20 protein-coding genes are annotated in these 22,830 nt (G+C 69.1%); 15 read left to right on the top strand and 5 right to left on the bottom strand.

Annotated features, from left to right (window positions below; all coding sequences use genetic code 11):
* Positions 1 to 20: 20 nt before the first annotated feature.
* Positions 21 to 884: a LysR family transcriptional regulator gene (locus tag MWN52_RS01955; protein WP_286576349.1), complete on the bottom strand. Its 864-nt coding sequence runs from the start codon at positions 882 to 884 to the stop codon at positions 21 to 23.
* A gap of 220 nt (positions 885 to 1,104) precedes the next feature.
* Between MWN52_RS01955 and MWN52_RS01950 the strand changes: the two genes are divergently transcribed.
* The 6 genes from MWN52_RS01950 to MWN52_RS01925 all read left to right on the top strand — a co-directional run bounded on the left by MWN52_RS01950 (position 1,105) and on the right by MWN52_RS01925 (position 7,160).
* Entirely contained in the window at positions 1,105 to 1,851 is a 747-nt protein-coding gene (locus tag MWN52_RS01950; RefSeq protein WP_286576348.1) for an SDR family NAD(P)-dependent oxidoreductase, read from the top strand.
* Between the two features lie 40 nt (positions 1,852 to 1,891).
* A complete protein-coding gene (locus tag MWN52_RS01945; protein WP_286576347.1) occupies positions 1,892 to 3,337 on the top strand; it encodes an MFS transporter in 1,446 nt (481 codons plus the stop codon).
* Positions 3,338 to 3,496: 159 nt separating this feature from the next.
* Complete coding sequence (locus tag MWN52_RS01940; protein ID WP_286576346.1) at positions 3,497 to 3,991, top strand: hypothetical protein; 495 nt, start codon at positions 3,497 to 3,499, stop codon at positions 3,989 to 3,991.
* A gap of 186 nt (positions 3,992 to 4,177) precedes the next feature.
* Positions 4,178 to 4,840, top strand: coding sequence for a CPBP family intramembrane glutamic endopeptidase (locus MWN52_RS01935; RefSeq protein ID WP_286576344.1), 663 nt, complete (start codon positions 4,178 to 4,180; stop codon positions 4,838 to 4,840).
* Positions 4,841 to 4,957: 117 nt separating this feature from the next.
* A complete protein-coding gene (locus MWN52_RS01930) occupies positions 4,958 to 5,671 on the top strand; it encodes a transposase (RefSeq protein ID WP_286576343.1) in 714 nt (237 codons plus the stop codon).
* A gap of 112 nt (positions 5,672 to 5,783) precedes the next feature.
* On the top strand, positions 5,784 to 7,160 hold the full coding sequence (locus MWN52_RS01925; protein ID WP_286576341.1) for a Fic family protein: 1,377 nt from the start codon (positions 5,784 to 5,786) through the stop codon (positions 7,158 to 7,160).
* 46 nt (positions 7,161 to 7,206) lie between these two features.
* Here the strand turns inward: MWN52_RS01925 and aceE are convergent, their stop codons facing one another.
* Positions 7,207 to 9,900: a pyruvate dehydrogenase (acetyl-transferring), homodimeric type gene (gene aceE / locus MWN52_RS01920; protein ID WP_130514939.1), complete on the bottom strand. Its 2,694-nt coding sequence runs from the start codon at positions 9,898 to 9,900 to the stop codon at positions 7,207 to 7,209.
* 363 nt (positions 9,901 to 10,263) lie between these two features.
* Between aceE and MWN52_RS01915 the strand changes: the two genes are divergently transcribed.
* From MWN52_RS01915 to MWN52_RS01890, 6 genes are all read left to right on the top strand, one after another.
* On the top strand, positions 10,264 to 10,947 hold the full coding sequence (locus MWN52_RS01915) for a PadR family transcriptional regulator (RefSeq protein ID WP_286576340.1): 684 nt from the start codon (positions 10,264 to 10,266) through the stop codon (positions 10,945 to 10,947).
* Positions 10,937 to 11,287 (top strand): Fur family transcriptional regulator, encoded by a 351-nt coding sequence (locus tag MWN52_RS01910; protein WP_286576338.1) that lies wholly within the window; start codon positions 10,937 to 10,939, stop codon positions 11,285 to 11,287. The genes MWN52_RS01915 and MWN52_RS01910 overlap by 11 nt, the downstream gene beginning before the upstream one ends.
* A gap of 36 nt (positions 11,288 to 11,323) precedes the next feature.
* The gene (locus MWN52_RS01905; protein ID WP_286576335.1) at positions 11,324 to 12,118 is read left to right on the top strand and encodes a siderophore-interacting protein; all 795 of its coding nucleotides are present in this window, start codon (positions 11,324 to 11,326) and stop codon (positions 12,116 to 12,118) included.
* Between the two features lie 194 nt (positions 12,119 to 12,312).
* The gene (locus tag MWN52_RS01900) at positions 12,313 to 12,771 is read left to right on the top strand and encodes a hypothetical protein (RefSeq protein WP_286576333.1); all 459 of its coding nucleotides are present in this window, start codon (positions 12,313 to 12,315) and stop codon (positions 12,769 to 12,771) included.
* A 248-nt stretch (positions 12,772 to 13,019) separates the two neighbouring features.
* Entirely contained in the window at positions 13,020 to 16,409 is a 3,390-nt protein-coding gene (locus tag MWN52_RS01895; RefSeq protein ID WP_286576331.1) for a GH92 family glycosyl hydrolase, read from the top strand.
* A 103-nt stretch (positions 16,410 to 16,512) separates the two neighbouring features.
* A complete protein-coding gene (locus MWN52_RS01890) occupies positions 16,513 to 16,878 on the top strand; it encodes a GatB/YqeY domain-containing protein (RefSeq protein ID WP_286576329.1) in 366 nt (121 codons plus the stop codon).
* Between the two features lie 63 nt (positions 16,879 to 16,941).
* Here the strand turns inward: MWN52_RS01890 and MWN52_RS01885 are convergent, their stop codons facing one another.
* Together MWN52_RS01885 and MWN52_RS01880 are read right to left on the bottom strand one after the other, a co-directional pair.
* Positions 16,942 to 17,784 carry an alpha/beta hydrolase family protein gene (locus tag MWN52_RS01885; RefSeq protein ID WP_286576327.1) on the bottom strand — a complete coding sequence of 281 codons (843 nt, stop codon included), beginning with the start codon at positions 17,782 to 17,784 and terminating at the stop codon, positions 16,942 to 16,944.
* Positions 17,768 to 18,910 carry a DUF3182 family protein gene (locus MWN52_RS01880; RefSeq protein WP_286576326.1) on the bottom strand — a complete coding sequence of 381 codons (1,143 nt, stop codon included), beginning with the start codon at positions 18,908 to 18,910 and terminating at the stop codon, positions 17,768 to 17,770. Before MWN52_RS01880 ends, MWN52_RS01885 begins: the two co-directional genes overlap by 17 nt.
* A gap of 457 nt (positions 18,911 to 19,367) precedes the next feature.
* On the opposite strand from MWN52_RS01880, the gene MWN52_RS01875 reads away from it, so the two are divergent.
* Positions 19,368 to 19,631, top strand: a complete 264-nt coding sequence (locus MWN52_RS01875; RefSeq protein ID WP_130514921.1) for a hypothetical protein — start codon at positions 19,368 to 19,370, stop codon at positions 19,629 to 19,631.
* Positions 19,632 to 19,640: 9 nt separating this feature from the next.
* On the opposite strand, the gene MWN52_RS01870 is transcribed toward MWN52_RS01875, so the two are convergent.
* A complete protein-coding gene (locus tag MWN52_RS01870; protein WP_130514919.1) occupies positions 19,641 to 20,390 on the bottom strand; it encodes a GntR family transcriptional regulator in 750 nt (249 codons plus the stop codon).
* A 137-nt stretch (positions 20,391 to 20,527) separates the two neighbouring features.
* On the opposite strand from MWN52_RS01870, the gene zwf reads away from it, so the two are divergent.
* Both zwf and pgl read left to right on the top strand, forming a co-directional pair.
* On the top strand, positions 20,528 to 22,012 hold the full coding sequence (gene zwf, locus MWN52_RS01865) for a glucose-6-phosphate dehydrogenase (RefSeq protein WP_130534957.1): 1,485 nt from the start codon (positions 20,528 to 20,530) through the stop codon (positions 22,010 to 22,012).
* The gene (gene pgl, locus MWN52_RS01860; protein ID WP_286576322.1) at positions 22,009 to 22,722 is read left to right on the top strand and encodes a 6-phosphogluconolactonase; all 714 of its coding nucleotides are present in this window, start codon (positions 22,009 to 22,011) and stop codon (positions 22,720 to 22,722) included. Before zwf ends, pgl begins: the two co-directional genes overlap by 4 nt.
* Positions 22,723 to 22,830 lie beyond the last annotated feature (108 nt).

Raw genomic sequence — 22,830 nt, 5'->3', positions numbered from 1 at the left:
CTTCAGCGCGGAACAGGCCGCTAGCCAGGCGGCTCGCCGCCCAACAGCTTGTCGGTGATCTCGAGCATGGCCCGCAGCCGGTCCATGTGCCTGAGGTCCTGGTGATAGCCGACCCAGATGTCGCGGGTGGGCGGGGTGACGCGCGTGTCGATGCGCTGCAGCCCCGCCGTTGCATCGCCCAGCGGGCGCGGAAGCACGGCCAGGCCGCGCCCGCGCAGGCACATCTGCGCCTGCACGCTGCGGCTGGTGCTGGTGAAGACGCGCGGCGCCTCGGGGAAGCGCTCGATCAGCCAGGCCACGTCCGGGAAATGGCTCTGCGCGGTGTTCATCAGGATCAGGCCCACGGAGGCGGGGTCGGCTTGCGCCGCCGCGGCCGTCTGCGCCGTGGCGTACAGGCCGTAGTGCAGGGTCATCAGGCGGCGCTGGACGAGGTCGGGCTCGCTGAAGGGGACCAGGCGGAAGGCCACGTCGGCCTCGCGCCGGGTGAGATCCAGCAGGCGGTAGCTGGCGATGACTTCGGGAACCACGGCCGGGTGCAGCCGCCCGAGCTCCACGAAGACCGGCGCCAGCACGAAGGCGGCGAACCAGTCCGCTGACGAGATCCGCAGCAGGCCTTCGAGCCGGTCATGATTGCCGGCCAGGCGGCGCTCCATGGAGAGCGCGGCGTTCTCCATGGCCTCGGCCAGCGCGCGCACGCGGTCGCCCGCATCGGTGAGCACCAGGCCCTCGCGGGTGCGGCGGAAGAGCGGCTGCTCGGCCTCGTCTTCGAGCGCCTTGATCCGCCGGCCCACCGTGGGGTGGCTCACGCCGAGGCGGCGGGCCGCCTCACCCAGGGAGCCCGCGCGTGCGACCGCCAGCAGGATCCTGACATCGCTCCATTCCATCGCCGTCAGCCGTTCAAATCTGTACGCCGAATATGCAGGAATGGCAGTGCACAAACAATGTTGTTCGTCGCACGATGCCCACCCCTGCATCGGCGCCCACTGTGCGCCAGGTCGGTGGACGCGGTGCGGCGCCTGGTGCGCCTGCGCCCCCCCGGCAGGGACGCGTGGCCTGCGTGGGCCGCCCGCGCCGATCCCGGCGATCCCATTGGAGTCAGAGAACATGCGCAGATTGAACGGCAAGGTTGCCCTGGTGACGGGCGCTTCGAAAGGCATCGGCGCGGGCATCGCGCGCCGGCTGGCCGCTGACGGCGCGCACGTCGTCGTCAACTACGCCACCGACCGGCATGGCGCGCAGCAGGTCGTCGCCGACATCGAGGCCGCGGGTGGGCGCGCGGTGGCGGTGCAGGCCGATGTGCGCCAGCAGGCCGAGGTCGAGGCACTGGTCAAGGCGACGCTCGACCACTTCGGTCGGCTGGATGTGCTGGTGAACAACTCGGGCGTCTATCGGTTCGCCAGGATCGAGGACAGCACCGAAGCGCTGTATCGCCAGCAGTTCGACATCAACGTGCTCGGGCCGCTGCTGGTCACCGGTGCCGCGGTGCCGTTCCTCGGCGAGGGCGCGAGCATCGTCAACATCAGCTCGTTCGTCACGCGCGTGCTGCCGGCCGAAAGCGCGATCTACAGCGGCACCAAGGGCGCGCTCGATGCGATCACCGGCGTGCTGTCGCGCGAGCTGGGCCCGCGCGGGATCCGCGTCAATGCGGTCAACCCGGGGCTGATCGAGACCGATGGCACCCATGCCGCGGGGGTCATGGGTTCCGAGTTCCATGCGTGGAATCAGGCGCAGACGCCGCTTGGTCGCATCGGCCAGGTCAATGACGTGGCGTCGATCGTCGCGTTCCTGGCCTCCGACGAGGCGGGCTGGGTGACCGGCGAATGCCTCATCGCCTCCGGCGGCATGCGCTGAGGCGGGCCTTCTCCCTGGCGCGCAAGACAAGGTCTTTCCCATGAACTCATCCATCACCGACGCAAACGTGGCGCGCCCCGAGGCGCGTCGCTGGATCGCCCTGGTCGTGCTGCTGACCGGGACGCTGCTGCCGCCGCTGGATTTCTTCATCGTCAATGTGGCGCTGCCGGCCATTCGCGAGGACCTGCAGGCCGCGCCGGGCGTGTCGCAGCTGGTGGTGTCGGTGTACGCCACGGCCTATGCGGTCACGCTGGTGCTGGGCGGGCGGCTGGGCGACATCTGGGGGCGCAAGCGCACGTTCCTGGCGGGCATGGTCGGCTTTGGCGTGGCCTCTGCCCTGTGCGGCTTTGCGCCCTCGGCCGAGGTGCTGGTCGCGGGCAGGCTGCTGCAAGGCATCTCGGCCGCGGTGATGGCGCCGCAGTCGCTGGCCTTCATCCATGCGCTGTTCCAGGCGAGCGAGAAGAACCGCGCGCTCAGCTGGTACGGGGCGACGTTTGGGCTGGCCTCGGCCGCCGGCCAGCTGCTGGGCGGGTTGCTGGTCGCGGCCAGCCCGTGGGGCCTTGGCTGGCGGAGCGTCTTCCTGGTCAATCTGCCGGTCATCGCGGTCGCGATGCCCGCGGCGCTCGTGCTGCTGCCCGAGCGCAAGGCGGTGAACCCCGATCGCCTGGACATGGCCGGCGCGGCGCTGCTGGCGTTGGGGCTGCTGGCGCTGGTGGTGCCGCTGATCGAGGGACGCGAGCGCGGCTGGCCGGTGTGGAGCCTGGGCGTGCTGGCGCTGGCGCCGCTGCTGCTGATGGCCTTCTGGCAGCACCAGAAGGGCCGGGAGCGCTCTGGCGCCTCACCGCTGGTCTCGCCGGCGGCGCTCTCGTCGCGGGCGCTTCGCCGCACGCTGCTGGCGACGCTGTTCTTCTATGCGCTTGCGGCGTTCTTCCTGATTTTTGCGGTGTATCAGCAGGCGGGGCTGCACCACGGGCCGTTGGCTGCGGGCATTGCGATTCTGCCGGTGGGGCTGGGGCTGCTGCTGGGCGCGCTGAGTGGTCCACGCGTTGCGCGGCGGCTGCATGCGCGCACGGCCGCCTTCGCAATGAGTCTGGAAGCGGCAGGGCTGACGGTCGCCGCCGTGCTGGCGGCGTGCGCCGCGCCTGCGTGGCTGCCCCTTCCCCTGGCGCTGATCGGCATTGGGCAAGGGATCGCGCACCCGGCGCTGGTGCGGCTCAACGTGGACCAGGTGGAGGCGCAGTGGGCGGGGCTGGCGGCTGGCGTGGTCAGCGCGGTGCTGCAGATCAGCGCGGCGCTGTCGGTCGCCCTGGTGGGCGGCGTGTTCTTCTCGATGGTGCCTGACGGTGCGGGCGCAAACGTGGTCGCCCATGGGTTCGCCTTCGCATCGCTGCTCATCGCCGCTTCGCTGGCAATCGCCGCGGCCCTGAGCTGGCCGCGGCAGCACCGCGCTGCCAAGAGCGCCCGCGTCGTGCGGGAAGGCCCATGAGCACGTCTTCGGCCGCGCACCTCTGGGTTGAACGCGGGGTGCCCTTCCCCGGACTGCCCTGAGAAGCGTCTCCACGGGCAGATGGAATACGCGGGCGCTTGAGGCGTCCTAGCCCCGACCACGCGATTCACTCTTTCTCACCCACAAGGAACCGCCTCGATGGGCATCTCCCCGATTGGCTGGCTGCACACGCTCGGCAGCCTGCCCGCCATCCCCCTGGCCGCTTACATGCTCGCCAAGCACGGCCGCATCACGCCGGCCAGCAAGGCGGGCCGGGCCTACTTCTGGTTCATGCTGCTGGGCGTGCTGACGGTGTATCCCATCGCGCACCAGCCGGTCAGCAAGCTCGCCGCAACCGTGACCCTGGCGACCTTGCTGGTGGGCTACGGCATCGCCCTCGCCCGGCCCGCCGCGCGGTTGTGGACCTACGTGCAGACCATCGCACTCAGCCTGAGCGTGTTCCTGCTCATGGTGCCCACCGTCTCGGAAACCCTGCGGCGCCTCCCCGTCAGCCACCCGCTGGCGCAGGACCCCAAGGCGCCCTTGCTGCTCGGCGTGCTCGGTGCGCTGCTGCTGGCGCTGGTCATCGGCGTTCCGCTGCAACTGCTGGCGCTGTATCGCCAGCAGCGTCGGGCGCTGGCCGCGACGCCTTGATCCCTGCGTAGCACGTCATCCTGGCGCCTTGACTGGCGCAGGCACCCTGCCCCGTCCGGCCGAAGGCGGCTTTGGTGCTGCCGCTTACCACCTGGCGCTGCCAAAACGCAGGCGGGACGTGCTGTACTAGCGCGCCAGGCGCGTCAGCGACCTGCGCGGCGGACAGCCGGATGAGAAAGGGGATCGATGCAAGGAAGCGACAAGCCATCTGCAGGCTGGGGCGAACTCGTGGTCGTGATCGCGATCGCACTGGGACTGCCCATCTACTCGAGCTTCTCGGCCTTGCTGGCGCCTGCCGTCGAGCGGTCGTTCTCCGCGGCGAATCTGTGGGGCATGGTGTTCTACGAACTGGTAGTGCTGGCGCTGCTGATCCCCGTGCTGTGGTTCCGCGGATGGACGCCGCAGGCGCTGGGTCTGCAGTGGCAGGGGCGCGACATCTACCCGGCGATCGGTCTGCTGATGGCGTGCATCGTGGCCTGCTATCCGCTGAGGTGGCTGGGCGCGGGCATGGCCGAGGGGGTGAATCCTTCCCTGGAAGCGATGGTGGCCGGAAAGCTGACGCTGACCGCGGTGTTGGCGATCTCGCTGGTCAATCCGATCTTCGAAGAGGTGTTCGTCTGCGCCTACGTGATCCGGGTGCTGCAGCGACGCCACAGCCCGGCATTCGCAGTGAACGTCAGCGTGGCGATCCGCGCCTCGTACCATCTGTATCAAGGCCCCATCGGCGCGATTTCGCTGGTCATCGTGGGGCTGATACTCGGCTGGTGGTTCGCGCGCACCGGCCGGCTCTGGCCCGCGATCATCACTCACGGGCTGATGGACCTGCTGGCGCTGATGGCCTACGCCTGAAACCGGTGAAACCGGGGTCAGAGTGCACTTTTCCTACATCGAGCCCCACCATCGCCCGATGCCACTGACCACGCACGGGTGAAACGCTAGCGGCACTTCGGATGCGAAGGATCGCCCATGCCTCGACCGCCCCGCCTGGATCTGCCCGGCGTGCCGCAGCACCTTGTGCAGCGTGGCAACGATCGGCAGCCCTGCTTCTTCGCCGACATCGACCGCACGCGTTACCTGCAGGAGCTGCGCGAGCTGTCGCTGAAGCTGGGCATTGCGATACACGCGTATGTGTTGATGACCAACCACGTGCATCTGTTGCTGACCAGCCCGCGCGCCGGTGCTACCTCCACACTGATGCAGTCCCTGGGCCGACGCTATGTGCGCTACATCAATGACCGCTACCGGCGCACCGGCACGCTGTGGGAAGGACGCTACAAGTCCTGCCCTGTGCAGGATGAGACTTACCTGCTGCGCTGCTACCGCTACATCGAACTCAACCCCGTCCGTGCCGGCATGGTCGCCGATCCCGCAGACTACCCGTGGTCCAGTCACGCTCGCAATGGACAGGACAAAGCCGACGCGCTCATCCAGCCGCACGCGCGCTACACCGCGATCGCCACCGCCGAAGTGCGCGCGGCAACCTACCGCCGCTTCGTGATGGACGCCATTGACCCGGACGAGACCGCAACGATCCGCCTCAACCTGCAGCGCCAGCACGCGCTGGGGGACGTTCGCTTCCGCACGGCCATCGAACACCAGCTCGGACGGCGTGCAGGACCTGCGGCGCGGATGGGAAGGCCGCCGAAGGCCAAGGCGTCAGAAGCGGAAAGTGCACTCTGACCCCTGTTTTGCGCTAATCGCGCCACATCTTCGCGAATTGCGCCGCAATTTTTGATTTCGCGCCGGAATTTGGGTAAGAATGCGCCGGAATTCGGTCCACTAAGACATTCTTATGGCGCGAAAACCTTCGCTGGACCCAGACAAGCTGATCGCGCTGATCGCCGGCAGCCCAGAGGGACTGGGCATGGAGGCGCTGGAAGCAGCCTTCCCCGCCACGCCACGTCGCAACCTCCAGCGCCTCGCGGCGACCCTGGTCGCGCAAGGACGACTGCATGCAAGCGGCGGCGGGCGAGCGCGCCGCTACCGCGTCGCTGCGGACGCCGCGCCCACGCTCCAACGCACCCTGGCCGACGATTTCGGAATCCCGCTGACTTCCGAAGCGGCAAGCGTACGCACCCTAGTACACCGCCCCCTGCCACAACGCACGCCGGTGGGGTACCAACCCGCTTTCCTGTCGCAGTACCAGCCCAATCGGACGGCCTACCTGACGCCCCAGATCCGCGCGCATCTGCACCAGATGGGACGCTCGCCGGTTGAAGACCGGCCTGCCGGCACCTATGCCAGGCAGATCTTCGACCGATTGCTGATCGACCTGTCCTGGTCCTCCAGCCGACTGGAAGGCAATACCTACAGTCGGCTGGATACGCAGAACCTGATTCAGTTCGGCCTGGCGGCCACCGGCAAGGATCAGCTGGAAGCGCAGATGATCCTCAACCACAAGGCGGCGATCGAGATGCTGGTCGAGCAGGCACAGGAGATCGGCTTTAACCGGTACACCCTGCAGAACCTGCACGCGCTGCTGTCCGAGAACCTGCTGCCCGATGCCGTGGCCGGCGGACGGCTCCGGCAGACCGAGGTCGCCATCTCCGGATCGGTCTATGTGCCGCTGTCGGTGCCGCAGTTGATCGAAGCGCACTTCGACACGCTCCTCGCCAAGGCCGCTGCCATCGCCGATCCATTCGAGCAGGCGTTCTTTGTGATGGTGCAGCTTCCGTATCTGCAACCCTTCGATGACGTGAACAAGCGCACCTCCCGGCTTGGGGCCAACATCCCCTTGATCCGCGGCAATCTGGCCCCGCTGTCCTTCGTCGATGTCCCAGAGTCGCTGTACTTGGATGGGACGCTCGGCGTGTACGAGCTCAATGAGGTGGCACTGCTGCGCGATGTCTTCGTCTGGGCTTACGAGCGCTCCTGCCAGCGCTACACGGTGCTGCGCGATGCATTGCCGGCCCCGGACCCACTGCGGCTGAAGCACCGCGAGGTGGTGCGCACCCTGATTGCCGAGCTCATCGATGGCGGTGTTCGCCGCACCGATGTCGGCCGCATCCGGGCACGCGTGGAGGCGCTGGTCGACGCGGAAGACATCGACGATGTCCTCGCACTGACCATCAACGAACTGAACCAGCTGCACGAAGGCAACATCGCGCGCTACCGGATCAGGCCCTCGCAGTTCCGCAGCTGGCAGGCTTTGCACGCCGGCTCCAAATAGAAAGCGGCCCGAAGGCCGCTTCCTTTTGCTTCGCCTCAACGCGGCATCACGCGCCGTCCGGATTCACCTTGTCCACATCGATCTTGTACTGCTTGATCGCGCGGGCCACGTCCTTGCCGGTCATCTTGCCGTCCTTGGCCAGCGCCGCGATGGCGGCGTGGGCGATGTAGTAGCGGTCCACCTCGAAGAAGCGGCGCAGGTTGGCGCGGGTGTCGCTGCGTCCGAAGCCGTCGGTGCCCAGCACGGTGTAATTGGTAGTGGGCAGGAAGGCGCGGATCTGGTCGCTGTAGGCGCGCACGTAGTCGGTGGCGGCGATGACCGGGCCCTGGCGGCCTTCCAGGCACTGGGTGACGTAGGGCTTGCGCTGTTCGCCTTCTGGATGCAGGCGGTTCCAGCGCTCCGCGGCGAAGCCGTCACGGCGCAGCTCGTTGAAGCTGGGGCAGGACCAGATGTCGGCGGTCACGCCGAAATCCTTGTCCAGCAGCTCGGCCGCGGCGATGGCCTCGCGCAGGATGGTGCCACTGCCCAGCAGCTGCACGCGCAGCTCGCCCTTCTTGGGCTTGCCGGCGTCGGTGAGCAGGTACATGCCCTTGATGATGCCTTCCTCCGCACCCGCCGGCATTTCCGGATGGGTGTAGTTTTCGTTCATCAGGGTCAGGTAGTAGTACTCGTCCTTCTGCTCTTCCATCATCGACTTCATGCCGTGCTGGAGGATGACGGTGACTTCGTAGCCGAAGGTGGCGTCATAGCTGCGCACGTTGGGGATGGAGCCGGCGATGACCAGGCTGAAGCCGTCCTCGTGCTGCAGTCCTTCGCCGTTGAGCGTGGTGCGCCCGGCGGTGCCGCCCAGCAGGAAGCCGCGGGTGCGCATGTCGGCGGCCTGCCAGGCGATGTCGCCCACGCGCTGGAAGCCGAACATCGAGTAGTAGATGTAGAACGGCAGCATCGGCACGTTGGATACCGAGTAGCTGGTGCCGGCGGCCAGCCAGGACGAGATGGCGCCCGGCTCGCTGATGCCCTGCTGCAGCACCTGGCCGGACTGGTCCTCGCGGTAGTACATCAGCTGGTCGGCGTCGACCGGCTTGTACTTCTGGCCGAACGGGGCATAGATGCCGATCTGGCGGAACATGCCCTCCATGCCGAAGGTGCGCGCCTCGTCGGCCACGATCGGCACGATGCGCGGGCCCAGCTCCTTGTCGCGCAGGGCGATGTTGAGCGTCTGCACGAAGGCCATGGTGGTGGAGTACTTGCGCTCGCCACTGTCCTTGAGCAGGCGCTCGTAGGTCGAAAGGGGCGGCACGGTGAAGGACTTGTCGGCCTTGCGGCGGCGTGCGGGCAGGTAGCCGCCCAGCGCGGCGCGGCGCTCCTTCATGTAGCGCACTTCCGGCGAGTCCGGGCCCGGGTTGTAGAAGGGCACCTGCTCGGCTTCGGCCAGCTGCTTGTCGCTCAGCGGGATGTTGAAGCGGTCGCGGAAGGTGCGCACCGCGTCGTCGTCGAGCTTCTTGGTCTGGTGGGTCGGGTTGAGCGACTCGCCCGCGCTGCCCATGCCGTAGCCCTTGACCGTCTTGGCCAGGATCACGGTGGGCATGCCCTTGGTGTTCACGGCCGCGTGGTAGGCCGCGTAGACCTTGTGCGGGTCGTGGCCGCCGCGGTTGAGGCGCCAGATGTCGTCATCGGACAGGTTGGCGACCATGGCGGCGGTCTCCGGGTACTTGCCGAAGAAATTGGCGCGCGTGTAGGCGCCGCCGAAGGCCTTGCAGTTCTGGTACTCGCCGTCGACGGTTTCCATCATCAGCTTGCGCAGCACGCCGTCGGTGTCGCGCGCCAGGAGCGGATCCCAGTACGAGCCCCACAGCAGCTTGATCACGTTCCAGCCGCCGCCGCGGAACACGCCTTCCAGCTCCTGGATGATCTTGCCGTTGCCGCGCACCGGGCCGTCCAGGCGCTGCAGGTTGCAGTTGACCACGAAGATCAGGTTGTCCAGGCCCTCGCGGCCGGCCAGGGCGATGGCGCCCAGGGTCTCCGGCTCGTCGCTCTCGCCGTCGCCGATGAAGCACCACACCTTGCGGTCGGACTTCTCGATCAGGCCGCGGTGCTCGAGGTACTTCATGAACTGCGCCTGGTAGATGGCGCTCAGCGGGCCCAGACCCATCGACACGGTCGGGGTCTGCCAGAAGTCGGGCATCAGCCAGGGGTGCGGATAGGACGAGATGCCCTTGCCTTCGCACTCCATGCGGAAGTTGTCCAGCTGGGTCTCGGTGATGCGGCCTTCCAGGAAGGCGCGGGCGTAGATGCCCGGGGCGCTGTGGCCCTGGATGTAGAGCAGGTCGCCGGGGTGGTTCTCCGACGGGGCGCGCCAGAAGTGGTTGAAGCCCACGTCATAGAGCGTGGCGGCCGAGGCGAAGGAGGCGATGTGGCCGCCCAGGTCGCCCGGCTTGCGGTTGGCGCGCACGACCATGGCCATGGCGTTCCAGCGGATGATCGAGCGGATCTTCCACTCCAGCGCGCTGTCGCCGGGGCTCTTGGCCTCCAGGTTGGGGGCGATGGTGTTGACGTACTCGGTGGTGGGCGAGAACGGCAGGTAGGCGCCGGAGCGGCGGGTCAGCTCGACCAGATCCTCCAGCAGCTGGTGGGCGCGCAGCGGGCCTTCGGCGTCGATGACCGCCTTGAGCGACTGGATCCACTCCTGGGTCTCGGCCGGATCCGGATCGCTCTGCAGCATCTCGTTCAACCAATTCATTGCCATCTCCTCGCCTCTGCGCCGCGACGTGTTTGCGGCATCGGTGTCTGTCTGAGCCGGCGATTGTAAGCCAGGGCGCAAGGGCGCGTCGGTTCGACCTTGGAGGTAGACGCTTAAGGATGGCGTTTCTGACGAGATTTCGTCCTGACGGGGTCGGGAAGCTTGCAGTTGTGAGGATTTCGTATGACGAGGAAGTGTCAGATGTGGCGACGGCGCCACAATTCGATATATCTTTTTACCTAAATTCGATATATCTTTTGTCGGCCGCGGGAGCGGCATTGCCTGTCGCCTCGCCCGCCGGTGGCTCAAGCACCCGCGCTGCGTCCGGACATTCGGCGCGGCGCTCGACCATGAGGGATTGCCATGCATCCACGTTCACGCCATCGCGGCCGCGCCCCCGACGAGGACGGGCTGGACCGCCACGCGCCGCGCGAGGGTCGCGGTCGGCGCGGTCGCGACGCCGTCGCAGACCTGTCCGATGCGAACGCCCCTGCCGCGGGGGCCGACGAGGCACGCCGCGAGCGCCATGAGCGCGGCGAGCGTCACGGCCGCCGTGGCGAGCGCGGCGATGGGCCGCGCAGCCCGCGCCGGCTGGCCCACGGCGACCTGCGTCTGCTGCTGCTCGGCCTGCTGGAGGCCCAACCGCGCCACGGCTACGAGCTGATCCAGCTGATCGGCGAGATGTTCCTGGGGCAGTACGCGCCCTCGGCCGGCGCGGTCTACCCCGCGCTGGCCCAGCTGCAGGACGACGGTCTGGTGGTGAGCAGCGAGGACGGGGCGCGCCGCCTGCATGCGCTGACCGACGCCGGCCGCGCCTTCGCCCAGACCCATGCCGAGGCGCTGGACCACGCGCGCCTGCGCACCGAGCGCAGCGCGCGCTCGCTGGTGAAGGCCGGCCTGCCCGCGCCCGTGCGCAACGGCATGAGCGGGATCAAGCGCGCCCTGCTCGCCCACCACGGTCACTGGACGCCGGAATCGGGCGAGGCGATCGCGCGGATCCTGCAACAGGCCGCCGCGCAGATCGCGCAGGTGCCGCGTGGCGACTGACGCCTATCACGCGGCGCTGCAGTCCGCGGGCCTGCGCCTGACCGCGCCGCGCCGGGCGCTGCTGGCGCTGCTGGCCCAACAGCCGGTGGCCTGCGACGCCATGTCCCTGCACCAGCAGCTGCGCGGCCAGGGCCGCCGCGTGAGCCTGGGCACCGTGTATCGCCTGCTGCGGGTCCTGGAGGACCGGCAGCTGGCGATTGCCATCGCCAGCCCGCACGGCCGCACCTTGTGGCGCCTGTGCCAGCCCGCGCCTTCCGCGCCCCTCGATGCGGCGGCCACGAGCGCCTGGTTGCGCTCGCTCGCCGCCGAGCTGGGCTATCGCCTGGTGCCGTTGCACTGACCGCGCCGGGCTTACCTCTCTCTGGAGTGATTCACCATGTCCTTGCATGAAAGCCGCAGGATTCAACACCCGGTCGTGTTCCGTCGCCTCGAAGTGACCGAGGCGATCGACCTCACCCCGCACATGCGCCGCATCGTGGTCGGCGGGCGTGAGCTCGAAGGCTTCGTGAGCGCCTCGCCGGAGGACCACGTCAAGCTGTTCTTCCCCAACGCGGACGGCGAGTTCGTCACGCCCACGCCCGGCCCCAACGGCCCGGAGTTCCCGCCCGGCAAGACGCCCTCGCCGATGCGCGACTACACCCCGCGCCTGTACGACGCGCAGGCCGGCACGCTGGCGATCGACTTCGTGCTGCACGGCGACGGCCCGGCCAGCACCTGGGCCGCGCAGGCCAAGGTGGGCGATGCGCTGGCCATGGGCGGGCCGCGCGGCTCGTTCCTGGTGGCCGAGGACTTCGATCACTACGTGCTGGTGGGCGATGAGACGGCGTTGCCGGCCATCGGCCGCTGGTTGAGCGAGATGCCGGCCGGCCGCAAGGCCACGGTGCTGATCGAGATCCCCGAAGACGCCGACCGCCAGGATCTGCCCACCCAGGCCGGGGCCACCGTGCACTGGCTGCCGCGCAACGGCGTACCCGCCCAGCGCAGCGAACGGCTGGAGCAGGCGCTGGACGATGTGTCGCCCGCCGGCGATACGTTCTGGTGGATCGCCTGCGAATCGCGCCGCGCGCGGGTGATGCGCAAGTTCCTCGAAGGCCACCGCAACGTGCCCAAGACGTGGATCAAGTCCACCGGGTACTGGAAGCATGCGGATAGTGAGGATGATGAAGATTGAGCTGGTGGGAGTGCGTGGAGTGAGTGGGGGGAGTAAGTGTGAGTGGGTGAGGTAAGGGGGGCAGAAGTAAGCGTGAGCGCGGTGCGGAGCCAGGTGAGTGGAGAGGAGAAGCCTGGAAGCTCGTCCTGATGCATCCGAAGTCACGCCCCTCCCCTTTGCGCGCAGCGCAAGGGGGAGGCTGGGAGGGGGTGCTGTTGCTGTTGCTGCTGTTGTTGCGCTCGGCCGCTGCCGACGAAGAGCGGGAGCAACAGCAACATCAAAAGCCAACCCCTCCCCAACCCTCCCCTTCGCCTGCGGCGAAAGGGAGGGGGCGGAAGCCGGCGCTGATCCAGCTCGCGCTGACGCCACCGAAGTGCCCCTCCCCTTTGCGCGTAGCGCAAGGGGGAGGTTGGGAGGGGGTGCTGTTGCTGTTGCTGTTGCTGTTGCTGTTGCTGTTGCTGTTGCTGTTGCTGTTGCTGTTGCTGTCGCGCTCGGCCGCTGCCGACGAAGAGCGGGAGCAAAAGCAAAAGCCAGCCCCTCCCCCTCAATCGCTAGCCGCGATTTCGAGCTCCCCTTCGCCTGCGGCGAAAGGGAGGGGGCGGAAGCCGGGGCTGGTCCAGTTCGCTCTGATGCCACCGAAGGGCCCCTCCCCTTTGCGCGCAGCGCAAGGGTGAGGCTGGGAGGGGGTCGCTCTTGCTATTGCCGTTGCTGTTGTTGTTGCGCTCGGCCGCTGTCCACGCAAAGCAGGAGCAACGGCAACAGCAAAAGCGACCCCTCCCCCTCAATCGCTAACCGCGATTTCGAGCTCCCCTTCGCCTGCGGCGAAAGGGAGGGGGCGAAGGCGGGGTTTCGCTGCAGTGCGGATTGCAGGTGGGGCGCGTTTGACGCAGGATCGGATCGATTTCAATCGATCTAAATTACCATGCGCCCATCTGCCTCGCCTTCGTCGTCCGCGCTTCGTCGCGCGCCTGCTTACGCTCGATGCCACGGTCTGCTGACACTGGCCGTCGCGGCGGCGCTGTGGCTTCCGGTCGGCGCGTCGGCGCAGACGGGGTTCTCCACATCGTTCGAGGAGGGCCAGCCCGCTCCGGTCGCGACGGCAGACAGCGGGACGCAGCTGCGGATCGGCAGCGGGCCGCAGGCGCCGTACACGGCCAAGGCCAATGCGGGTTACAGCGGTGTCAGGGCGCTGGGCTATAGCGGCAGCGGCGGGCGCACGGCCCTGTTCAAGGTCGATACGGTCATCGGGGCGGATACCACGCTGTCGTGGCTGGTGCTGCCGGAGATCGTCGACGGCGACACGGTGGCCTCCACCTATGTCTCGCTGGATGCGGTGCTGGACGATGGCACGCGCGTGTCCGCCACGCCGGCGCGCGATCAGCATGGCTTCGCGCTGGGGGCCAAGGCGCAGGGCGAGTCGAAGTCGCTGTATCCGCAACAGTGGGCGCGCAAGGCGGTGCGGCTGGGCGATGTGCCGGCGCTGCGCGGCAAGCGCGTGGTCGCGATCGAGCTGGAGCTGCAGCCCGGCGCCGGCAAGACCGCGCGCGGCTGGATCGACGATGTCGCGCTGGGCGAGGTGACGCAACCCAAGCGCAGCGCGCCCACCGACTGGGTGCTGACCACGCGCGGCACGCAGGCCAACAGCACCTTCTCGCGCGGCAACAACTTCCCGGCCACGGCGGTGCCGCACGGCTTCAATTTCTGGACGCCGGTGACCGATGCCGGCTCGCTGTCCTGGCTCTACCACTGGAACGAGAAGAACGATGCCGCCAACCGGCCGCGCCTGCAGGCGCTGGCGCTGAGCCACGAGCCCAGCCCGTGGATGGGCGACCGCCAGACCTTCCAGGTCATGCCGTCGCTGGAGCGCGGCGTGCCGGAGGCCGACCGCGCCAAGCGGGCGCTGGCCTTCTCCCACGACAACGAGCTGGCGCGCCCGCAGCAGTACCGGGTGCGCTTCGACAACGGCATCGTCGCCGCGCTGGCGCCGACCGATCATGCGGCGGTGTTCGAGTTCGACTTCCCCGAAGGCAGCGATGCCAACCTGCTGTTCGACAATGTCGATGCGCGCGCCGGGCTGACGCTGGACGCCAAGACCCAGACGCTGTCGGGCTATACCGATGTGCGCAGCGGCCTGTCCACCGGCGCCACGCGCATGTTCGTGTATGCGAGTTTCGATGCGCCGTGGCAGCGCAGTGGCCGCATCGAGACCGGCCGGCCCACCGGCTACATCAAGTTCGCCAAGGGCACGCGCAAGGTGAGCATGCGCATCGCCACCTCGCTGATCTCGCTCGACCAGGCCCGGCACAACCTGGCGCTGGAAGTGCGCGAGGACGACACCGTGGCCAGCGTGGCCGCGCGCGCGCAGCAGCAGTGGGACGCGCTGCTGGGCAAGCTGCAGGTGGACGGGGCCAGCGAGGATCAGCGCACCACGCTGTATTCCAACCTGTATCGCCTGCACCTGTATCCCAACTCCGCCTTCGAGAACGTCGGCAGCCAGGCGCAGCCGCAGTGGCGCTACGCCAGCCAGAACAGCTGGTCGGACAAGGCCACCGAAGGCAGCGCGGTGCGCAGCTTCGCGCCGATCCGCGACGGCAAGGTCTACGTCAACAACGGGCTGTGGGACACCTTCCGCACGGCGTGGCCGGCCTATGGTCTGCTGGATGCGCCGCATGCCGGCGCGCTGATCGACGGCTTCCTGGAGCAGTACCGCGCCGGCGGCTGGGTGGCGCGCTGGTCCTCGCCGGGCTATGCCGACCTGATGGTGGGCACCAGCTCGGACGTGGCCTTCGCCGATGCATACGCCAAGGGCATCGCGGGCTTCGACGCCACGCTGGCCTACGAGGCGGCGCTGAAGAACGCCACGGTGGTCTCGCCGGACCGGCATGTCGGCCGCAAGGGCATGGCGCACTCGCTGTTCCGCGGCTACGCCGACACCGAGACGCACGAGGGCATGTCCTGGACGCTGGAAGGCACGCTCAACGACTTCGGCATCGCCACCATGGCCCAGGGCCTGTCCAGGACCGCGACTTCGGCCAAGGACAAGCAGCGCTACGACGAGGAGGCCGAGTACTTCCGCTACCGCGCGGCCGAGTACGCCAACCTGTTCGATCGCGGCGTGGGCTTCTTCCAGGGCCGCAAGCCCGACGGTGACTGGCGCGTGGACGCGAAGGACTACGATCCGCGCGTGTGGGGCAACGACTACACCGAGTCCTCCGGCTGGACCTTCGCCTTCACCGCCGCGCACGACGGCAACGGCCTGGCCGCGCTGTATGGCGGACGCGAGGCGCTGGCGCGCAAGCTCGATCAGTACTTCGCCACGCCGGAAACGGCCGACCCGAAGTTCAGCGGCTCCTACCGCGGCGTGATCCACGAGATGACCGAAGCGCGCGATGTGCGCATGGGCATGTACGCGCACAGCAACCAGACCGCGCACCACATCGCCTGGATGTACCTCTATGCCGGCCAGCCGTGGAAAACGCAGGCGCTCACCCGCGAAGTGCTGTCGCGGCTGTACCTGGGCAGCGAGATCGGCCAGGGCTATCCGGGCGATGAGGACAACGGCGAGATGTCGGCGTGGTACGTGCTGGCCTCGATGGGCCTGTATCCGCTGCGCATGGGCTCGCCGGACTATGTGATCGGCTCGCCGCTGTTCAAACAGTCCACGCTGGCGCTGCCCGGCGGGCGGGAGCTGATCGTGCGCGCGGCGAACAACTCACCCGAGAACGTCTACGTGCAGTCGCTCAAGGTCAACGGCAAGCCGTGGACCCGGACCTGGATCCCGCATGCGCTGCTGGCGCAGGGCGCGACGCTGGACTTCGTGATGGGCCCGACGCCATCCAAGTGGGGCAGTGCGCCGCAGGATGCGCCGCCCTCGCTGACACCGGCCGGCCAGGCGCCGACCACGCTGGCCGACGTGATCGGCCGCGACGCGCACGTGACCGTGGCGGGCAAGGACGCGCCGGCGCTGGTCGACGACGACGGCAGCACGTTGATGGCCCTGCCCGGCGCGCAGGCGCAGATCGACATCGCGTTGACCCAGCCCGCGCAGCCGAGCTTCTACACGCTCACCAGCGGCGGTCGCGCCATCGAGCACGCCAAGTGGACGCTGGAAGCGCGGCGCGGCAACGGCAACTGGCAGGCGATCGACACGCGCAGCGACGAGGCCTTCCCGTGGACGCTGCAGACCCGGCCTTTCCGCATCGCCAAGCCGGGCAGTTTCGACGCGTACCGCCTGCGCCTGGAGGCGCCGGGGCGCACCGAGCTGGCCGAGATCCAGTTGCTGGCCCCGCATGTGCCGGTGTCGTTGAAGTAGCGCGAGTCAGGTGCGCGCAACGGGACACCGAGGCGCGGGAGTTCGGCATCGAGCGCACGCGCCACGGTTGCGTGCGCTTCCGCCGGGCGGCCGTCATGCGGCGATGACCGCCGATGCTGCCCAGCGCTTCGTGGCGCGCCTCAAGGCCGACCTGACCGTGGCGATGCGGAGCCGCAACGCCGCCGAGGTCGCGCTCCTGCGTCAACTGATCGCCGCGATCGATAACGCCCAGGCGGTGGCGGTGGGCGATCGCCACGCGACCTACGTGGTCCATGCCTTCGGCGATTCGTCGGTGGAAGTTCCACGCCGGTCGCTGGACGATGCTGCGCTGCGCCGTCTGATCGAAGATGAAATCCACGCCCGTCGCGACGCCGCGGCCACCTATCGGCAGCTCGGCCAGGATACGCAGGCGCAGGCATTGGAGGAGGCGATGACGCTGTTGCGTCGCTACCTGGCGCCTGCATGTTGATTTAGGCGCCGCACGCGTCCGGCAATCCGCGCCGCAAGCCCCGGCGCGTACAGCATCCGCGCCCTACTTCGTCGAAGCGTCGGCCTTGGCCACCGCGTGCGCCGAGGCGGACGGGGCCTTCCCATCCCGCACCCGCTTGCGCTCGTCGATCTTCTCGCGGGCGGCCTGCTCGCGGGCGCCGACCACCATCTCGGTCAGCCACTTCACCAGCACCGTGGTGTAGGTGCGCTGGGCCGGCTTTTCGGAGAAGGCATGGTCGGCGCCGGCGATCACCCGCGAGGTGCGCGAGCGGGCGCGGGTGAAGGCGGCCATGTAGTTCTCGATCACCTGGTGCGGGATGATCTGGTCCAGCTCGGCCTCCACGATCAGCGCATCGCCGCGGAACTCGGCGCAGGCGCGCAGCGCGCGGTTGTCCTTCCACGCCACCTGGCGATGACGGAACGGGATCAGGTCCGGGTCCTGGTGCAGCTGGCGCTTGGGCAGCTCCCAGCCCTCGTCCTTGTACAACGCCGGAGTGCGCAGGGCGAGCCAGCGCACCGGCCGCAGCGAGGACAGGATCGCGGCCAGGTAGGCGCCATAGCTGATGCCCACCACGGTGATCGCGTTGCCATCGACATTGGGCTGCTGCACGAACCAGTCGTAGGCGGCCAGCAGGTCGTCCAGGTTCTGCTGGCGCGTGACCCGCTCCAGCATCTGCGCATCGCCTTCGTGGCCGCGCAAGTCGAAGGTCAGGCAGACCACGCCCAGGCCGGCGGCCTCGCGCGCGCGGGCCAGGTCGTGATCCTGGCTGCCGCCCCAGCCGTGGACGAACAGCACGCCGGGCAACGCGCGCGCCGGCGCCAGCAGCGTGCCGGACAGCGCGGCGTCTTCTACTTCGAACGCGATGTGCTCAAGGGTGACATCCATCGACTGCGACCCTAGCGTATTTCAGCAGTCTCCCGAGTGAACCCACCTGCCCGTCGAAGTACACCACCGCGTCGTCGGGCACCGGCTCATCGCTCCAGCTCTCGTGAGTGAGCGCATCGAGCCAGGCGATCTGCGGCTGCGCGGCCAGCGCTTCCAGGGCGAGGATCTCGGCCGGGCTGGCTCCGCCGAAGCGCCAGGACTGCTCGAGCACGCCGCAGCGCGCGTGGCCCTGCGCATCGCACCCATGCACCAGGTCGTAGTTGCGACGCGAGGCGTAGAAGCCCGGATAGGCCGCGCTGATCTGCGCCTCGTAGTGCTGCACCTTGGCGATCGCTTCGTGCGCCTGCGCCGGCAGCGGCACGTGCTGCAGCTGGTCCAGGCCGCCGCGGGCCACGCGCAGCCGCGAACCGCCGTAGACCTCATCGCCGCGCGGCGTGCGCACGGTGTGCTGGGTGCCGAAGTAGGCGATGGACTGGCCGCCCACCTCCACGCAGCCGACGCTGAAGGTGACGGCCTCTTCGAGGTTCAGCTCGACCACCACGCCGGCTTCGATCTCATCGGCGTCCAGCGTGGCGCGCCAGGCCTCCAGCGCGCTCAGCGAATCGACCACGCGCTGGCCGTTGCCGCCGCGCGCGTGGGCGAGCTTGCAGCGCACGCGGCCCTGTTCCAGCAGGCGGGCGACGGCGCTGCGCAGGTCGGCGTCGGTGAACACCGAGTAGCCCGGCAGCACGGCCTCGCCCAGCGCGTCGCCGAGCGCATGCGCCCAGCCCTCCGGCGCGCGCGTACAGCCATCGATCAGGCCATGGGTGACCAGCTTGCTGGCCACGAAGGCCTGCGGCACCACGCCGCCGAACAGATGCGCGGCGCAGCCGATGCCGCGCATCGCCGCTTCCTCGCGGGTCAGCGTTTCCATGGGGATGAAGTAGCCGGGCAAGCCCGGCAGCGCCTGGGCGCGGAACTCGCGCCCGAGCAGCCGCGCCAGGCGGCGGCCCATGCAGTCCACGCTGGCGCGTTCATGCGCGGCGCGGCGCGGATCGGTGAACAGCGGCGTGACCGCCGGCGCGTACGGACGCGGCAGCGTGATCGCGTTGGCCGGCGGGGGACGGGATTCGATGATGGCGACCATGGTCTTCCCTCGGGGGTGGGAGGAACGAAGGCACCAGGCCACACGAAGCGGCCCGGTGCGAAGGCGCCTGCGGCGCAGGCGGTGAAGCGCGGGACTGCGTGTTGCAGGTGGTGGCCGCCAAGGGCCCGATGGGATGCTGCGTGTAGCCGTGGGTGGTGCGCGAACTGGACGACGAACCCGTGCGGTGACGCGAGGACGATCTGCCTGGCCTGCTGTTGCCTGCGCAGATGCGCGATCCCCTGGCGCCGAGTATTACCGCGGCACGTAAATCCTGTGCGAAGCCGCGTGGGCGCCGATATGACAATCGCGACGGGGCTGATGCCCATCGCGACCTGGACGTGGCGGCAAACGGCGGCGCGACGTGAGACGGGTTCCAGAAACGCCTCGCCGGGTGCGCACGACTGCGCGAAAGGCGGCACTGTGTTCGCTCAAGCCGCACCCGCACCGGAGGCCCCAGATGCGCCAGGACCAACTCGACCAGCAACTGCATGCCCTGCACGACAAGGTGGCCGACGGCGCGCCGCCCCTGGACCAGGCCTTCTTCGACGCCTGCGCGGCCGAGGCCTCGGCGATCCTGGCGCACGTGGACGATGCGGCCCAGGCGCGCTATGCGATCGAGCGGATCGACGCGATCTTCGATGCGGTCGGCGTGGACGCGCAGCGGCTGCTGTCCACCGGCCAGCGCAGCCCGCTACCGGTCGGTGCCGGCACGCAGGGCTGAACGCGCCGCTCAGTCGCTCTGCAGTTCGGCCACGAAGTCGTAGGCGTCGCCGCGATAGAACGAGCGGGTGAACTCGACCACGCGCCCGTCGGCGAGGAAGGCGCGGCGCTCGACCAGCAGGCCCGGCGCGCCGGGCTCCAGCTGCAGCAAGGTGGCGGCCTCGCGCTCCAGCGCCACTGCGCGCAGGCGCTGCAGCGCGCGCCGGGGGCGATGGCCGTAGGCGTCCAGCGCCTCGTAGAGCGAGGCGCCGATGCGCTCGGGGTCGGGCAGCAGGCTGTGCGGCACCAGGGTGCGCTCGGCCGCGATCGGCGCGCCGTCGACGTGGCGCAGGCGGTACAGGCGCACCACGCCGCTGCCGGGCGAGAGGTTCAGCGCCATCGCTTCCTCCGGGGTGACCCCGCCGATGCCGCGCTCAAGGAAGGTCACCTGCGGGTCCAGCCCGCGCTCGCGCAGGTCGTCGGTGAAGCTGGTCAGGCGCGAGAAGCTGCGCACGATCCGCTCGGACACGAAGGTGCCCGCGCCCTGACGCTGGCTCAGCAGGCCTTGGTCGATCAGCCCGGACAGCGCCTTGCGCACCGTCACGCGCGAGAGCTGCAGACCAGTGGCCAGGTCGCGCTCGCTGGGCAGGCCGTGGCCCGGGCCGAGCACGCCGGTGTCGATCAGGTGCTGCAGGGCGCGGCGCAGGCGCAGATAGGCCAGGGTGCGGCTGGTCTCGGCCTGCTGCAGGCGGGCGTATTCGGTGGCGATGGCGGACAGCATGCCGCGAAAATACCAATGGGATACCAAGAGTGCAATCACGCGGCGCTCACGGGCCCGTTCATATGCGGGGCTGGGCCGCGTGGTAGGGCGGTGGTATCGTCTGTGCCGATCTCCCCGCATCCTGACAAGGCTTCACCGTGAGCGCCAAGACCGTACCCGTGGACAGCTTCGACCTGGTGATCTTCGGCGGCACCGGTGACCTGGCCCTGCGCAAGCTGCTGCCCGGCCTGCTGCGCCGCTATGCCGACGGCCAGATCCCGCAAGACAGCCGCATCATCGGCGTGGCGCGCGATCCGCAGACCGGCGCCGACTACCGCACCCGCGTGGGCGAGGCGCTGGAGAAGGTCGCCAGCGACGATCCGCTGCTGCGCGCTCGCATCCCGGCCTTCCTGCAGCTGCTGGACTACCGCCCGCTGGATGCGACCAAGGACGAGGGCTGGGACGAGTTCGCCGAGCTGCTCAAGCAGACCGGGGCCGAGCGCATCCGCGTGTTCTACCTGTCCACCAGCCCGAGCCTGTTCGTGGACCTGTGCACGCGCCTGCGCGATGCCGGCCTCAACGACGGCAATGCGCGCGTGGTGCTGGAGAAGCCGATCGGCAAGGATTCGGCCAGCGCCGCGGCGATCAACGACGCGGTCGGCGCGGTGTTCTCCGAGCACCAGATCTTCCGCATCGACCATTACCTGGGCAAGGAGACGGTGCAGAACCTGCTGGCGCTGCGCTTCGCCAACATCCTGTTCGAGCCGCTGTGGAACGCCAACCGCATCGACCACGTGCAGATCACCGTGGCCGAGACCGTCGGTCTGGAGAAGCGCGCCGGCTACTACGACACCTCCGGCGCGCTGCGCGACATGGTCCAGAACCATCTGCTGCAGCTGCTGTGCATGGTGGCCATGGAGCCGCCGGCCACGCTGCAGGCCAATGCGCTACGCGATGAGAAGCTCAAGGTGCTGCGCTCGCTCAAGCCGATCACCGCCGCCGAGGTCAGCCACGTCACCGTGCGCGGCCAGTACCGCGCCGGCGCCTCGGGCGGTGCGGCCGTGCCGGGCTACCTGGACGAGCTGGGCCGCAACGACTCGCGCACCGAGACCTTCGTGGCGATCAAGGCCGAGGTGTCCAACTGGCGCTGGGCCGGGGTGCCGTTCTACCTGCGCACCGGCAAGCGTCTGCCCGAGCGCGTGTCGGAGATCGTGGTGGCCTTCCGCCCGGTGCCGCACTCGATCTTCGACGCCAGCGTCGGCCCCGCCCAGCCCAACCGGCTGGTGCTGCGCTTGCAGCCGGACGAAGGCGTCAAGCTGTGGCTGATGATCAAGGACCCGGGCCCGGGCGGGCTGCGCATGAAATACGTGCCGCTGGACATGAGCTTTGCCGAGGCCTTCGGCGTGCATCAGCCGGAGGCCTACGAGCGCCTGCTGATGGACGTGGTGCGCGGCAACCAGTCGCTGTTCATGCGTCGCGACGAGGTCGAGGCGGCCTGGGCCTGGATCGACCCGATCCTGGACGCCTGGGAGCAGCTGCCCGAGGCGCCCAAGTCCTACACCGCCGGCTCGTGGGGCCCTAACGCCGCCGTGGCGCTGATCGAGCGCGACGGCCGCACCTGGCATGAGGACGCCGGCACGTGAGCCTGCAGATCGACCAGACCCTGACCCAGGTCCACGCCTGGCCCGACCACGATGCGCTGGCGCAGGCGCTGGCCGCGCAGGTGGCCGACGACCTGCGCGCGGCCCTGGCCGAGCGCGGCCGGGCCACCGTGGCCCTGTCCGGCGGCACCACGCCGGTGCGCTTCTTCCAGGCGCTGGCCGAGCAGCCGCTGCCGTGGAAGCAGGTCACCATCACCCTGGTCGACGAGCGCTGGGTGGACGAGTCCAACGCGCGTTCCAACGCCGCGCTGGTGCGCCAGCACCTGATGTACGGCGCGGCGGCGGTGGCGCGCTTCGTGCCGCTGTACCGCAGCTACGACGACGGCCCCGAGGCCGCCCTGCCCGAGCTGGAGGCCGAACTGGCCCAGACCCTGCCGCTGGACGTGGCCGTGCTGGGCATGGGCACCGATGGGCATACCGCCTCGTTCTTCCCCGGCGGCGATTACCTGGCCCAGGCGCTGGACCCGGCCGGCAGCGCGCGCGTGCTGCCCATGCACGCCACCGCCGCCGGCGAGGCGCGCATCACCCTGACCCTGCCGGTGCTGGCCGCCGCCCGGCACCTGTACCTGCACATCGAGGGCGAGCAGAAGGCGCGCACCCTGCAGGAAGCGTTGGCCGCGCAGAACCCGCCGCCGATCGCGGCGATGCTGCGTGCCGCCAGCACGCCGGTGCAGACGTACTGGTGTCCTTGAAGCCAGGAGTGAGTGGAGAGGAGTGAGGCGTGAGCGAAAGCGGGATCGGGCTTTGCTCGATCCTCGCCTTGCCACGCACTCCTCGCTCCCACCCGACGGGCCTGCTTA

The organism is Pseudoxanthomonas winnipegensis (genome assembly GCF_030322905.1).
Taxonomy (GTDB): domain Bacteria; phylum Pseudomonadota; class Gammaproteobacteria; order Xanthomonadales; family Xanthomonadaceae; genus Pseudoxanthomonas_A; species Pseudoxanthomonas_A winnipegensis.
This window is presented reverse-complemented; position numbering and strand designations above follow the sequence as displayed.